The sequence below is a fragment of the Microcoleus sp. PH2017_12_PCY_D_A genome (genome assembly GCF_020738565.1).
In the GTDB taxonomy this organism is placed as follows: Bacteria; Cyanobacteriota; Cyanobacteriia; order Cyanobacteriales; family Microcoleaceae; genus Microcoleus.
In genome coordinates this window covers 32,626-48,028 of the sequence record NZ_JAEQCI010000026.1, presented here as the reverse complement: position 1 = coordinate 48,028, position 15,403 = coordinate 32,626, and the positions used below count along the sequence as shown (strand labels likewise).

Genomic DNA, 15,403 nt, shown 5'->3' with positions numbered 1-15,403 from the left:
AAGCTCTGTGATCTTTCTGAGATCTGCTTGTGATCTAAATCTCTAAGTGTACGTGAGTCAAATCACCTAAAAGGAGAGACCTCGATCGCATTTGCTGTGATTGTGGCGGTAGCCTCCAGGTTGGACGAAATCTCAAAAACTCCTGATGGCAAGACTTTGAGGGCGATTGTTGGTGGTTTCGTCGGTGTGCCTCCGACATCCTAGGCTGTGGACTAGGAGACTTGTGAAACTGTTCGTTTTCAACACTCTTGACCGAGGCATCCAGTTGCGATCGGCGAGCCGCAGCCTGAGATACAATAAATTATCAATACTTCGACCCCACCTACAGGCAGGCAGGTAAAAGAATGCTCATTATTGGCTACTTTTCGGTTTCCTTAATCGTTTTTGTTGTTTGGTTCATTGTTTTTTGGAACGATGCTTCAACATCCAAAAAAGACTTGCTCTCTTGGGTAGCCCTACTGCTCGGCCCCCTGGTTTGGCCTATTGTTCTACCCTTATCCCTGTTGCAAATTAGTAGCAGGAAGTCGGTTGAACAAGAAGCTAAATCCGAGCAAAAATTATAATAAATTGTGGAAGTAGCTGACTCAAACATAGTTAGTCATCTTGCCTGAATCATCATTCCTCGCTCCTGGCATCGAGTAAATCATCTTGTTCTGTTTTATGACAAAACATGGCATCTAGAAGGTGGAATCAGATAAGAAAAATGCTGAATCCCAAAACAGTATGTTTTTACCGCTATCAAATTCTGCCTTCTGTTTTTAGATGCCTGCTGTTATTTGGTCAGATTGTGATTTAAGGCTGCCACTCAGTCAAAAGTGTGAGACCCCGATTTGGGGACAGCGACCGCAACATTTTTTCACTCATAAATTATCTGCTACATCCACCAAGCTCAAACTTAACAGGAAATATAACAGGTTCTGTTGCTGGCAAGAGTATAACTTCAGACATATTTTAGCGTTCCGCTGACAACTTAATAATTTTTATTATTTCCGGCTTCTGCGTACCATGAATCGAATTTGCGAAAATCCTTACTGGTTTTTGATAAAAAGCCATACTCTTTACCCTGTAAGTTTTTGATGCTAGATATTTGCAAATGGTAGCAGCTTACAAACAGACAATTGTAGAGTTCGATGTCGCCACAATTCCCGAACTCTTACCACAGTTAGATACACAATTAAAGATAGACACTGCAATATGAAATAGCCAACAAAAACTCCTGCTAATCTCAAGCAGGACTTGCTTTGAGGGCAGGTTCGCGAGTTCATAAGGCGAAGGTTCAGATTTTTATTTGGTGCTGCATTTGTGGGAACTTCTCAAAAAAAGTGCCGTCACAGTATCCAAATTTGCTATTTGCACAAAAAGTAGGAGTGAAAATGAACGAAATGTCTGAGAAGCGAATTTATGGAATTCTTAACGCAGTGTCGCTGCTAGCGCTGACATACTATGCAGCTACTTCAATCAATTATCTTTTCCAAAGTGACGCTCACATCTACAGCTACGACAGCCAGAGCTATGTCAACGGGTCACCAGCAGACTTAGAATCACACTCAGCGGGTAAATAGTACAGCTTGTCTATGAATGCCAACCAATTTTCCGGAAAATTGCTAATTGTTAATTTATTGTGGTCGAGCGCGTCGGAATTAGCAATTAGCAATAAAATAATTGCTGAAAACTATAATTTATCAAATTAAATTTTTAAATATAACTGTATTCAAACTTGCCTAAGACTTAGGCAGCACTGACACTTTTACAAAGGGCTGCTATTGATTTGTTGTGGAAGGCTGCGTTGACGTGGTTCCCATGACAGAAAATATCTTAGGCACGGGCAATTCCCAGAGAACACTTGTGGGGATCGCTGGTTTCGACCTCTAAAACCTTGCTGCTTAAGGCTTTGGAGGTAAATCTAGTTTTTTTGTTTTTTTTGGGAACTAATATTTTAACTCAACAGTCAGGTTGATTGAAGCGTACTAAAAAATGGCACTCTGTTAATTATTACGCAATCCTGGCTCGCAACTTGTGCCCTCGACCATTATTTTATTAGCGATCGGGCGTGCAAGTTCTATCAAAGAGCATAGTCCCATTAAAAATGGTACATGACAGCCTATAGCAGCCGGGTCAATCTGGGTCTCAACCGATGTCCGGTTTAATTGATGAAATCCCGTTGAAGGGAACAAGTAGAAAAAATAATTGATGTAAGGGGGGGGGAATGTAAATGACACAGGTAACTAATCCAACTCAGCCAGCATCTGCGGTTGAAAATCGTGCGGGTGGACTTGATATTATCGGCACCCAAGGCGATAACAGGATACGGGGAACGATCGAAGAAGATATCATCCTGACTTTTGGGGGCAACGATATCATCGCTGGTGGCGGTGAGAATGACCTGATTTTTTCAGGAGGTGGCAATGATAGTGTGGGTGGTGGCAGCGACAATGATACTGTCTATGCTGGTACAGGCAACGATGTAGTCGATGGTGGCAACGGCAACGACACTCTCTTCGGCGGTAAAGGTTTCGATCTCGTCAACGGCGGTGATTGGGATGATTTCGTCTCTGGAGATCGGGGCAATGACACCGTACTTGGCGGATCGGGTAACGATACTGCTTTGGGTGGTGACGGCAACGATATCGTTTTGGGCGGTGACGGCAACGACAGCCTGTTCGGCGGCCGAGGGAACGATACTGTCGATGGCGGGAGAGGGGATGACTTTATCTCTGGCGACAGAGGAGCTGACCTTCTGACTGGCGGTGCCGGTAGCGATACGTTCTACTTCGCTGGTGTTGGTGGCGATTATGGAATTGACACAATTACCGACTTTAACCCCGGTGAAGATAAACTCAGTTTCGATCGCAATGCTTTCTCTGGTTTGGGTGGCTCTTTCGATGCTACTGACTTTATCGTGGTTGCTGGTTTTGCCCCCGCAAGCGCACCAGCAAATACTTTGAACAAGATCGTCTACGACCCGCAAAACGGTTTGTTGTACTACAACCCAGGCAACGGCGGAGTGAAAACTGTGGCTCAACTGCAACCAGGGCTCAATCTTAGCTCCACTGCTGTCAGCCGCAACAACTTCGAGCTGTTCTAGAGTAACTAGCTCTTGTGAGAACAGCACCGGACAGATTCCGGGGCTGTTCTCACGTGGCAGTCTGACAATTTTGAGAGTTTTCAACTTCGTTCGGTCTGCTGCAGAACGAAGTTGAAGGCTTCAATCTAAGAAAGCGATGCTATGTGCTTAAGTAATCGATTTCCCAATCGATCGCCAAAATATAAATAATCTTAGAGTATAAAAATCTCAAATCATAACTCTGGGGGTTCACGCCGATCGGGCTGAATTTCCAGGGAACAATGTGCTGCTCAACAAATTTTATTTTTCGGGAACTCTGGGCGGAACTTAAAAGTCTAGTGATTCAGAGTCTACTGAAAAATCGCCGCTCAGTTCAAGCTCGATGGCGGGCGATCGAACGCAGGGGGCGATCGACAGTTGCCAAGGACTGCGGTGCAATTTCTCAATCTTGAGAGCAATTAATTTATCGCGCTTGGCTAAAACGTGAAAGCTTACCGAGGGATAACCGCTCCCATGCTCCCGATGAAGTAAGAAGCAAATGTCTAGACTTGTCTAGGATTTGTATAGCAGCATACTCCCATTAACAAATGGTCTATGTGTATTTCTGGCTACAGTTTAAAAAATAAGTAGCCGCACCCAAGGTACGTATGGTAGACTCACAAACGTTTAAGTGGAATATTTTCGTGTTAGAGGAGGGAGTGATGGAGCCGAGAGTCCAAGGCAGAAAACAACTGATACTTGCTGCTCAACGAATACAAGATTCAACTCGCGGTTCCCGGCTCCCTGCTGACCAAAAATTTGGGATACAAGCCCCGTCCTTTTAGGACGGTTTTAATTGTTCCTAATTTTATTGGCAAAGCCTGTAATATAACAACACTCAAAAGATTTCTAGGCCCAAGACGCGTTGAAACAGCTACGATGCGGGCAAACTTAGAGACGGCTATAAGGGCAATGGTTAGCTCCAACCGTAGGATAGCAGAGTAAAAAGTCGCCATAGGGCATTGGGAGACTCTAAACGGACGCAGAGACAGAGTAAGACTACGACCAGCATCAGTCGATGAAGCGTCAAGAATCACCGCACTTTTAGGGCGGTGAGTATGTCAAAAATTAAATTACATGACAGCTTATAGCAGCCGGGTCAATTAGGGTCTCAACCGATGTCCGGTTCGATTTATTGAATCCCTTTGGAGGGAAAAGTGTATTGTAGAAAAGTGATTCATCTTTTAGGAGGAGTGTAAATGACACAGGTAACTAATCCAACACAACCAGCAGTTTCTTTGCCAGGAGCTGGCGGCTCCAGTGTTGTCGGCACCACAGGCGCAAACAGATTAAGTGCAGGCAATCTCAACGATATCATCCTGACCTTTGGGGGCGATGATGTCATCGCCGGTAACGGTGGGGACGACATCATTTTTTCCGGTGGCGGCAATGACAGTCTCGGCGGCGGCAGCGGTAACGATGCCCTCGTTTCAGGCAGTGGCAATGATGCTGTCTCTGGCGGTGACGGTGATGACAGAATCTTTGGCGGTAAAGGGAATGACCTGCTCGACGGCGGTGCTGGCAATGACTTGGTTTCTGGAGACAAAGGCAACGATGTCGTACTCGGCGGAACTGGTAACGATACCCTGTTCGGCGGCGAAGGCAGCGATACTGTCGGCGGTGGCGATGGCAACGATACCCTCTGGGGCGGTAAAGGCAGCGATACTGTCGATGGTGGCGCTGGCAATGACTTTATCTCTGGCGACAGAGGCAGCGATGTCCTGACTGGCGGTGCTGGCAGCGACACGTTCTACTTCGCCACCTCGGTCGTTAGCGGTACATTAGACGGCATAGACACGATCACTGACTTTACGCCTGCTGAAGATAAGATTCGCTTGAAGCAGGGCGGTGTGTTCGCTGGCTTGGGTACCAGCTTCGAGGCCAGCGAGTTTGTCGTGGTTTCTAATTTCAGCGTTAACAGCCCAGGATCGACCACGAACAAGTTGATCTACGATCCAACAAGCGGTGGGTTGTTCTTCAACGGTGGCAACGGAGTGCTACAGGTTGCTCAACTGGCACCGAACCTGACAATTACCTCGAACAATTTCGAGCTGTTCTAAAACAACTGGCGGTTGTGGGGCGGCACAGGATTCGATCCGGGGCTGTTCTCACAAAAGCCGATAGTTTTAAAGGATTTCAACCTCACTCTGCCACCAGCGGGGTGAGGTTGAAATATTCAATGACTCAAGTGAAGCAGGGGCATTAAAAAAAATCCATTGCTGGACGCATCGATCCCCCCAACCCCCCTTCAAAAGGGGGGCTTTGAGGTTTCCCCGTTCGATCGGGGGGCTAGGAGTGGGCTCGGGATTTGAGGCATTTTGTCCGTAAGTGATGAAATCGATCGCTCAAATTAATCGATCGCCCGATCGCACAAAATATAGCAGTTTTCGATTCTATGAAATACAGCTTTGGACAGGGCACTGCCCTTTGTGAAACTGTCAATCAGCGCGCTAAACCCCTGAGAAATGTCGTTTACATCCGAGGCCAGATCCCCCCTAGCCCCCCTTAATAAGGGGGGGACAAGAAGCGATATTTCGTCAATCCCTACTCCCCGACTATCCGGGCGATGGGAGGGGGATCGAGACGCTTGGTACAAACCAGAGAGATCGAGGATTTCAGACTTAAGTTGACAGAGATCGGGCCCGGCGCCGTGTCCTGCACCCGATCGCCTAAAATATACATACAAAGTTTTAAAATCAGAATTTATACGTTTTCCTGAAGCGGTAAAGCAACCGCAACTGCACCGCAAGCAATGACCACTCAAGAATACATCCGGCAAGCCCAAGTTTATTTGAAGCAGGGAAAGTTAACTGAGGCGATCGATTTTTGCCATCGGGCGATCGAACTACAGCCATTTTCGCCGCTAGCTTACACCACTTTAGGTGAAATCCTCGAAGCGAGCGGCGATCCGACGGCGGCAAGAGACGCTTTTGTCCAAGCTTTGGAGATTTCCCCCAAATTTGTAGTGGCTCATGCTTATTTGGGTCAACTTTACAGCGATTATTGCTGGCTGGATGAGGCGGCTTTTCACTACCGGCAAGCTCTGGAGTTGAAACCAAATTGGCCGGAAGTTAATTATAACTTGGGAAATGTTTTTCACCTGCAGGGTAATTTGTTGGGGGCGATCGACTGTTACCGAAAGGCGATCGCCCAAAAACCCGATTATCTGCTTGCAGTATTCAATCTGGCTGTGGTTTTAAATGAAAATAATCAGCTAGAAGCGGCAATTGATAGCTACCGTCAGGCGATCGCCCTCGGGCCCGATTATGTGGAAGCTTACAGCAATCTGGGTGTGATTTTGCTGAAGGAAGATCGCCCTGCTGAGGCGATCGAGATTTACCAGCGGGCGATCGAGATTAAGCCGGATTGGGCGACGCTGCACAACAATTTGGGCCAGGTGTTCCACCAGACAAGTCCCGAAAAGGCGATCGCATCTTACCGTCGCGCGATCGAGCTAGAGCCGGAGATGGTTTTGGCTCACTACAATCTGGGGAAAGCTTGGCAATTGCAGGGGGAACATTTGGCGGCGGTTGCTTGTTTCGATCGGGTAATCGAACTCAATCCCGAGCATATTTCGGGCTGTACGGACGCCGGATTTTCTTTGATGGTTTTGGGCAAAATTGCCGAAGCCATGGCTTATTTTGAGCGTGCAATAGCTCTGAAGCCAGATTTTGTTGAGGCTTACTGCCGTTTGGGAGAAGTGAGGCAAGCTGCTGCTGTAGAGGATGATGAATTGTCAAGGGCGATCGCTGCGTGCGATCGATTTCTCACAGCATTGATGGGAAGTTCGGCAACGGATTTTGTAGCGGATGTAACGGATGTAACGGATGTAACGGATGTAACGGATTTAAAAGTCAAGGAAGAAGGCAGAAGCAAGAAGAAAGAGGGAAGATTAATTACCAATTCCCAATTCCCAATTCCCAATTCCCAATTACCAATTACCAATTCCCAATTACCAATTCCCAATTCCCAATTCCCAATTCCCAATTCCCAATTCCCAATTCCCAATTCCCAATTCCCAATTCCCGATTCCCAATTCCCAATTCCCGATGCCCAATTCCCGATTGCTGAAATTTGCGATTATTTAGCAGAAATTTACCTGCATTTGGGGAATGCTTTAACAGAGTACGGCGGCTATGAATCAGCCGCTGCTTATTATCAAAAAGCTGTGCAAATTCAGCCGCAAAATCCCGAGCTTTACTGGCGGCTGGGAAATTGCTTGGCCCAGCAGCACCGATTCGGCGCGGCAATTGTCGTTTACCGCATGGCTTTGAAAATTCAACCAGCTTTACCTCATGTTTATTTTGAGTTGGCGAAACTGCTGGAAAAACAGGGACGCTTGGAAAGGGCGATCGATTATTATCAACAGGTTTTAGAGTTGCAATTGCACGGGTATGGAGACCCCAAACAGTGGGAGAAACAGACTTTTATATCCTCAGAAAGCAATTATTTAGAACGTCCGCGCGGTATTTATTTATCGAGTTGGGACTGGCTGGTTAATGCTAAGTTGGATGCTGGCAATTATGTGGAAATTGTTTGGGAATCTGCAACAGAAGCCAGGGGAGAAAATATTCCGAATTCTAAATTTTCTGTTAATTCGCAGTTGGCAAATTCCGATTGTGCCGGTTTAACTTGCGGGCTGTGTTTGCAGCGAATTTCTAAGTGGTTCGATCCGGTGCATTTGGGTTGGGGAGTTTGCCGTTTGTCTAACTCGCAGCCGATACCTGTGGATCCACCAAAAACTTTTGTGGCACAGATTCCCAAAGGACGAGTTTGGATTGTCCCCGAGCAAAATTATTGGCTGATTTGCAAGGCGATTGCTGTCATTACTCCGGACAATTATTTGTTGGCTGATGTGTCGAGAGATTATCCTGGTTTGTTGCCGGGATGCGAGAAACATGATGTGAGAAAACACAGCGTTTTTAATTTAGAATCTTTTGGGCCTTTAAAGCAAATTGACGGCAGCGTGGCGGTGCTTTCTGGTTTGTCGGGAAGTGTCTATTTTCACTGGATGGTGGACGTTTTGCCGAGGATAGAATTGCTACGCCGCAGCGGTAGGGATTTGGCGGAAATTGATTGGTTTTTGGTGAATAGCTGTCAGCACGATTTTCAGCGGGAAAGTCTCAGGATTCTGGAAATTCCAACAGAAAAGGTTTTGGAGAGCGATCGTATTCCTCACCTGCAAGCAACAGAGTTAATTGTACCTTCTTTTGCGGGATATTTGGGCTGGCCGTCCGGATGGGCGATCGATTTTTTGAGGCGGGAGTTTCTCAAGGGAATTATACCTGGTTCAAACTATCCAAAACGCATTTACATCAGTCGCAGCAAAGCTAGATATCGCCGAGTTTTGAACGAGGAAGATGTGGTTGAGGTTTTGGAAAAATCTGGCTTTGTTTCTATTTTGCCGGAGTCGATGTCTTTGGCTGAACAAATTGCTCATTTTTATCATGCTGAGGTGATAGTTGCTGCCCACGGCAGCGGGTTGACAAATACGATTTTTTGTAAATCTGGAACTAAAGTAATTGAGTTGGTGTCGCCTCATTATATCAGTCATTATTACTGGGGAATCAGTCAATATTTGCAGTTGGAACATTACTTTTTAGCGGGTGAGGCTTTTGAATGCTATCCTATTAGACAGTTGATGTATCAGAATTCGCTGACTGAGGATATTTTGGTGAACTTGAGTTCGCTCAAAAGGATGGTTGAAGTAGTTGGTTTGGGTTAGCTGGCGTCTGGAGTAAGTTTATTTATGCCCTCGATTGAGAAGATGGAAAAAGCAGCGGTTGATTTGAATCGGCAAGCAGAAGTTTATTTGGTTGAAGGAAGGTTGAATGAGGCAGTTGCTGCTTGCGAGTCAGCGCTGAAAATTGAACCGAATTTGGCAGCAGCTTGTCAGACACTGGGGAAGGTAATGCAGGTTCGAGGTGAAGTCGAGCAGGCTAAACAGTGGTATGAAGCGGCACTCGATCGCAATCCGAATTTGCCGGAAGTTTATGCTAATCTAGGCAGTTTGTATTCTCAAGGACAACAGTGGAAAAAGGCGATCGCAAGTTGTGAAAAAGCGATCGCCCTTGCACCGAATTTTGCTGCTGCTTATCGGCTGTTGGCCAAAATTTGGATGCAGTTGGATCGGCGAGTAGAGGCGGCAGACTGTTGGTATCAAGCTTTCAAGATCGAGCCAAATTGGGCAACGGCTGAGGAAAACGTCACTCTGGGAAATAGTTTAGTTGAATTGGGAAAGCTCGATCGCGCTACTGAGTGTTATTCGCGGGCAATTGAACTAGACCCGAAGCTGGCAACAGCTTATCACAATCTGGGGGAAATGCTGGTCGCACAGAAACGGTGGGATGAGGCGATCGCCAATTACCGACAAGCCATTGCCATCAATCCAGATTCTTTTGAATCTTACCACAGCTTGGGTCAAACTTGGGCGGAGCGAGGAGAAGGCGATCGGGCGATCGCCTGTTACCGGCAAAGCCTCGAAATCAATCCGAATTACGCTCGATCTTATATGGGTTTGGGCAATCTTTTCGCGCAAAGACGCGAATTTGATGAAGCTATTCAATGTTACCGTCAAGTGCTGGAAATCAATAATGATTCCTATTGGGCACACAATTATTTAGGAGAATCTTTTGCTCACAAACAAATGTGGCAAGAAGCTATTAGTTGCTACCGCAAAGCCCTCGAACTCAAACCAGATATTCTGGTGTTTTATTCCAATTTAGGCTTTGCCTTAATTCGGGCAAATTTATTGGATGAAGCGGTTGCCACTTACCGCAGTCAAATAGAAATAGATCCGACTAATTCTAAGCCTTACAGCGATTTGGGAAATCTTTTACCGCGATTGGGGCGCGTGGAAGAAGCGATGGTTTTCCACCAAAAAGCTGCTGAATTGAGAGGTTGGCCTGAGTGTGCGGCCAAAAATTATCAATTTACCCAAGATTGGTTTACCCACAATATTCAAATTTGGAAACTGCATTTGCAGCATTTAGCGGGAATTGCGGATTTTAAAGTAGTAGAAATTGGCAGTTTGCAAGGAATGTCAGCTTGCTGGTTGTTGGATAATATTTTAACTCATCCAACGGCCAATATTACTTGTATTGATTTGTATTTCCAAGAGCAATTTCACGGCAATATTGCGAAAACGGGTTCGGGCGACAAAGTAATTCCCTTGCAAGGTTATTCTCAGAAAGTGTTAGTAACTTTGGATTCAGAATCTTACGATATTGCTTACATTGACGGGTGTCACAAAGCCACCAGCGCTCTGCAAGATGCGATTTTATCTTGGAGGGTGGTGAAAGTGGGCGGATTGATGATTTTTGACGATTATGAATTTACCTATCCCGACAACCCGGAGCAAAATACTAAAATCGGGATCGATGTTTTTTTGGAGATGTTTGGGAGTCAGTTAGAAGTAGTCCACAAAGGCTATCAACTGATTGTTAAAAAAATCGGCAATCAAAGTTTGGGCGAAGAGCAAGCTGTTTTGTGTCAAGGTTGGGAAAAGTTGGGGCAGATTGCGGCAGATGGGGCTTATCTCGATGAGGCGATCGCCTGCTATCAAACTGCTATTACAATTAAGTCTGGCAATTATTTAACCTACCACAAGTTGGGTAAAAGTCTGCAAGATAAAGAGTTGTGGAATGAAGCTGTAGTCGCTTACCAACAGGCGATCGCACTAAATCCTAATTTTAGTTGGGCTTACCACTTTTTGGGAGAAACCTTGCAGCAACTCGATCGATATGGCGAAGCCGCTGCTGCTTACCGCAAAGCTATTGAGTTAAATCCCGATTTTTGCTGGAATTACAGCGGTTTAGGCGATAGGTTGATGAAGCTTTCTGAGTGGGAGGAAGCTGCAACGGCTTACCGCAAATTTATTGCACTAAATGCGGATTTTTATTGGTCTTATGAGAGGTTGGGTAAGGCTTTGATTGAACTAAAAAATTGGGAAGATGCGGCAGCGGCTTACCGCAAAGCTATTGAATTAAATCCCGATTGTTGGCTGTACAATAGTTTGGGGGAAGTTCTGGAAAAACAAGAAAATTGGCCGGAAGCAGCGGTTGCTTTTGCTCGTGCTGTTGAGCTAGAACCCGAGCACAGTTGGCTGTACAAGAAGTTGGCCGATGCTTGGCGGGTGCAAGGCGAATTGGAAAGGGCGATCGCAATTTACGAAAAAGGCATCAATATCGATCCAAAATCCTGTTGGTGTTACGAAGGATTGGGTTTGAGTTTGATTGCAAAACAGCAGTGGGAACCGGCAATCACTAATTTAGTTCAAACCCTGCAAATTAAACCCGATTTGTTTGAAGCTTACGATAATATAGGGTACGCTCTGGAACAACAAGCAGCAGTCGAGGAGAGCGATCGCCTAAAATGCAACAATCAAATCTTACCATTAAGTGTTCTCAAAAAATACTGTGGATTTACAGAAGATTTGGCAATTGCAGCCGAATCAAATCCGCACCTCACCTGCATTGACATCCATCCTGCGAGTGAAATCAATTTATCAACTTCCAAAACAATCGACAGCCACAGCAGATTTTGGGCGAATCAAACTCATTCAAGAAAAGCTTTTGTTACCGTACTTCCAAACGGACGAGCTTGGGCCGATGTTGTGACAACCGCCGTCATTACTTCATACAATAAACTTGTTGCTGATATCTCAATGGGTTGTTCAGAATTGGTAATAACTTCCGACAAATTGCCTCCCGCTGAACACGTCGATGGAAATGTGGCTTTTTTATCGGCTCGCTGGGGTGGAGCCGCTTATTTTCATTGGATGTTTGATGTGATAACGCGATTTGACCTTTTACAGCGGAGCGGATTGATAGAAACTATAGATAAGTTTGTTGTCAATGCCTGCGATTCTTCCTATCAAGCTGAAACTTTAAAGATTTTAGGAATTCCGCCGGATAAAATTTTAGAAAGTCGCTGCAACCTCCACATTACCGCCGATAAATTAATAGTTCCGTCAATATCTTATGACGGAGCGGGAGCAGTTTCTCAATGGAAGTGCGACTATCTCAAACAAATATTTTTAAATGAACAGCAGGCGCTAAATACAAATTATTCAGAAAAAATTTATATCAGCCGAGAAAACGCATCCTACCGGCGAATTGTCAACGAGGAAGAGGTTGTCACCTGTTTAGAAAAGTTTGGGTTTCGTACAGTCAAACTAGAAACCATGTCTGTAGCGGAACAAGCCAGGTGTTTGGCTGCGGCTAAAGTAGTTGTATCACCTCACGGAGGGGGATTGACTAATCTAGTTTTTTGCACTCCGGGAACTAAAGTAATTGAAATTTTTCCTCCGATTTATGTACCGAGTTGCTTTTGGACTATCAGCAATTTGTGTGACTTGGAACATTACTATTTAATTGCTGAATTGTTTGATGACCAAACTCATACATATTCGGGACATAAAGATATGCGGGTGGATGTGAACTCGCTGGAGAAGTTAATGAATATTGCAGGAGTTTCGCATGAATAGTCATGATTACCACAAGTTGGGCAATTCCCTGCTAGAAAGCGGTCAGTTTGATGAGGCTGTTGCTGCTTACCGCAAAGCTGTTGAATTAAATCCAGATTTTTCGTGGTCTTTTCACAGTTTGGGCGATGTTTTTCTCAAACTCGAACGCTGGGAGGATGCTGTCGCTGCTTACACAAAAGCTGTTGAGTTAAATCCAGATTTTTCGTGGTCTTATCACAATTTGGGCGATGCTTTGCTGAAATTGGAACGCTGGGAGGATGCTGTCGCTGCTTACCGCTGCGAGATTGTACTCAACTCAGATTTTGCTTGGTCTTTTTACAATTTAGCCGACGCTTTAATTAAACTTAAACAGTGGGATGAAGCTATTGTCGCGTATTTAAAAGCTATTCAAATTGACGGAGATTTGCCGGGAATTTACGAGAAGTTTGGATATGCTCTAGGACAAACAGATTCTGATTTAAATTTAGTCTTAAAAAAATCTCAATTGCAAGTTACACCGGAAAATCATAAATTTTATTTGAATTTAGGAAGAAGTTTAGTAAAGTATCGCGGCCCAAAAAGCGCTATTATTTTTTACAAAATCCTCTTGACATTTCTGCCGAATTGTGAAAAAGCGTCACCGGAATTAGAGGAGTTGTTGCAGGAGCAAGAAAAGTGCGTAAGCGTTGCCCAGGAAGACGATCGCGCTTTAGCCTCAGCCCGCGCCACAGTCGCCCAAGAACCGGATGATTGCTGGTCTTATTACAATTTAGGTGCGGTTTTGAGCCAGCAAAAATATGGGGAGGAAGCGGCGGAGGCTTTTTTGCAAGCAATGCAAATAAATCCCGATCTTCCTTGGTGGTTTTATTACAATTTGTGGGAAGTTTTGATCGAGCAAAACAAGCTGGATGAAGTTGAGAACTTTTGCTGGGAAGTTGTTGATGCTCAACCGGAGGCTTTTTGGCCTTATTTGAATTTGGGGGAAGTTTTGACGAGACAAGGCAAAATTGCTGAGGCAATTTGCTGTTATCAAACTGTCAGTTACAAGCAAACTTTTGTATCTATTTTTAGTAAGAGAACAGTCAAGATGACTGTTTCTCAAAATATTGAGATAGGGAAGATGCCTTTTCCACAAGAAAATACAGTCAAATTGCCTAAGTTTATCATTATTGGTTCTCAGCGGTGCGGCACGACTTCTCTGTACACTTATTTAGCTGAACAACCGCAAATTTTGACTCCGATTAAAAAGGAGATGGATTTTTTCTCGTGGCACTTTCACAGAGGGATTGATTGGTATTTGGCTCATTTTCCGCAAATGCCGGAGGGAGAACCATTTGTAACGGGTGAGGCAAGTCCGAGCTATTTTGACTCTCGGGAAGCGCCGGAACGTCTCTACAGCGCGTTTCCAGAGGTGAAACTGATTGTGCTGTTGCGAAATCCGGTCGATCGCGCGATTTCTCATTTTTATCGCTTAAAGGGCTTAAATTGGGAAGGGCGATCGCTCGATCGGGCAATTAGCGACGAAATCGAACGGTTGAATCAAAACCCAGAATACATTATCGGCGAGGAACCTGGGAATTACTTAGCTCGCGGCAGGTATATAGAATTTATTAAAAATTGGCTGGCTTTCTTTCCGCGAGAACAGTTGTTAATTTTGAAAAGCGAAGATTTGTATGCAGGTGCGGCGACAACTGTCAATCAGGTTTTAGCATTTTTAGAGTTGCCCGAATATCAATTGTCTGAATACCAAAATGCTAATCCCGGTTCTTATCAGCGGGTAAATGAGTCAGTTCTGGAACTGTTGAGCGATTATTTTAAACCTTACAATCAGGAATTAGAGGAGTATTTGGGGAGAAAGTTTGATTGGGAATAAGATGATAATACGGCGGTTGAAACCGCGTCGATACGAACAAAACCTGCCTCCGCAGGTTGAATAAAAGGCGATTAAACTTGGGTTATTCTCTCTTAGTCTGCGGAGGCAGACATCGTTTTTGTAGACGCGGTTTCAACCGCCGTCTGCTAAAATAAGAACAACTTGTAAGGAGGTAATACTAATGCTGACGATCGAGCTAGATACATTACTTAATGAACAAGCACTCCAACGTCAAGATTCTGAAGAGCGCTACATCACGGATAGGGTGAACTGGGAACAATACGAGACACTGCTAAATCGGATTGGAGATGCTGCGGGATATCGAGTTACTTATTTAGATGGAATTTTAGAAATCATGTCACCTTCTCGCCGCCATGAAAATGGTAAAACTCGCATTGGAAATTTGCTGGAAATTTATTTTGTAGAAGCTGATATCGAATATTTCCCTTTTGGGTCTACAACTCTGCGACAAGAGGAAAAAAGTGGCGGTACGGAACCGGATGAAGCTTACTGTATTGGCACTGATAAAGAATTTCCCGATTTGGTAATTGAAGTAATTGTTACTAGCGGCAGCATCAATAAATTAGAACTGTATAGAAGGTTGAATGTGCGAGAGGTTTGGTTCTGGCGAAATGACCGATTTTCGATCTACCATTTGCGAGAAGAGATTCCGGTTGAATTTGTGTCGAACTGCGGTTATGAATTAATCACAAACAGCGAATTACTACCGGAACTTGATATCGAAATGTTGACAGAATGTGTGAAAAATCCTAATGCGTTAGCAGCAGCAAAGGCATGGAGGCAAAATTTGCGTTAGCGAAGTCCTCGAAGAGGATCGGACTAAACAGCAAGTTTTCCATCTGCTCGATCGCCAAGCTGTCGCCAAGACAAGGCACTGACTGTCCCGCGCCCCGAAGTCCCACGAAAAAAACCCGCCTCCCTTGACAAGTCATACTCGTTA

General features: G+C 44.9%; 7 protein-coding genes. All 7 read left to right on the top strand.

The genetic code is table 11. From position 1 onward, the window contains the following. Positions 1-1,373 precede the first annotated feature (1,373 nt). The 7 genes from JGK39_RS07175 (at position 1,374) to JGK39_RS07145 (ending at position 15,259) form a co-directional block, all read left to right on the top strand. The gene (locus JGK39_RS07175) at positions 1,374-1,562 is read left to right on the top strand and encodes a hypothetical protein (RefSeq protein ID WP_293249668.1); all 189 of its coding nucleotides are present in this window, start codon (positions 1,374-1,376) and stop codon (positions 1,560-1,562) included. A gap of 650 nt (positions 1,563-2,212) precedes the next feature. Next, positions 2,213-3,085: a calcium-binding protein gene (locus JGK39_RS07170; RefSeq protein ID WP_293249665.1), complete on the top strand. Its 873-nt coding sequence runs from the start codon at positions 2,213-2,215 to the stop codon at positions 3,083-3,085. A 1,217-nt stretch (positions 3,086-4,302) separates the two neighbouring features. Continuing rightward, positions 4,303-5,163 (top strand): calcium-binding protein, encoded by an 861-nt coding sequence (locus JGK39_RS07165; RefSeq protein WP_293249662.1) that lies wholly within the window; start codon positions 4,303-4,305, stop codon positions 5,161-5,163. A 692-nt stretch (positions 5,164-5,855) separates the two neighbouring features. After that, positions 5,856-8,828: a tetratricopeptide repeat protein gene (locus JGK39_RS07160; RefSeq protein ID WP_293295800.1), complete on the top strand. Its 2,973-nt coding sequence runs from the start codon at positions 5,856-5,858 to the stop codon at positions 8,826-8,828. Between the two features lie 24 nt (positions 8,829-8,852). Then, on the top strand, positions 8,853-12,590 hold the full coding sequence (locus JGK39_RS07155; protein ID WP_293249656.1) for a tetratricopeptide repeat protein: 3,738 nt from the start codon (positions 8,853-8,855) through the stop codon (positions 12,588-12,590). Then, positions 12,583-14,442: a tetratricopeptide repeat-containing sulfotransferase family protein gene (locus JGK39_RS07150; protein WP_293249653.1), complete on the top strand. Its 1,860-nt coding sequence runs from the start codon at positions 12,583-12,585 to the stop codon at positions 14,440-14,442. The genes JGK39_RS07155 and JGK39_RS07150 overlap by 8 nt, the downstream gene beginning before the upstream one ends. 181 nt (positions 14,443-14,623) lie before the next feature. After that, positions 14,624-15,259, top strand: coding sequence for a Uma2 family endonuclease (locus JGK39_RS07145; RefSeq protein ID WP_293249650.1), 636 nt, complete (start codon positions 14,624-14,626; stop codon positions 15,257-15,259). Positions 15,260-15,403: the final 144 nt, after the last annotated feature.

What these genes read in the sequence shown, in the direction of transcription:
- JGK39_RS07155 (WP_293249656.1), top strand. Translation starts at nt 8,853, where the DNA reads ATGCCCTCGATTGAGAAGATGGAAAAAGCAGCGGTTGATTTGAATCGG.
- JGK39_RS07160 (WP_293295800.1), top strand. Translation starts at nt 5,856, where the DNA reads ATGACCACTCAAGAATACATCCGGCAAGCCCAAGTTTATTTGAAGCAG.
- JGK39_RS07150 (WP_293249653.1), top strand. Translation starts at nt 12,583, where the DNA reads ATGAATAGTCATGATTACCACAAGTTGGGCAATTCCCTGCTAGAAAGC.
- JGK39_RS07165 (WP_293249662.1), top strand. Translation starts at nt 4,303, where the DNA reads ATGACACAGGTAACTAATCCAACACAACCAGCAGTTTCTTTGCCAGGA.
- JGK39_RS07175 (WP_293249668.1), top strand. Translation starts at nt 1,374, where the DNA reads ATGAACGAAATGTCTGAGAAGCGAATTTATGGAATTCTTAACGCAGTG.
- JGK39_RS07145 (WP_293249650.1), top strand. Translation starts at nt 14,624, where the DNA reads ATGCTGACGATCGAGCTAGATACATTACTTAATGAACAAGCACTCCAA.
- JGK39_RS07170 (WP_293249665.1), top strand. Translation starts at nt 2,213, where the DNA reads ATGACACAGGTAACTAATCCAACTCAGCCAGCATCTGCGGTTGAAAAT.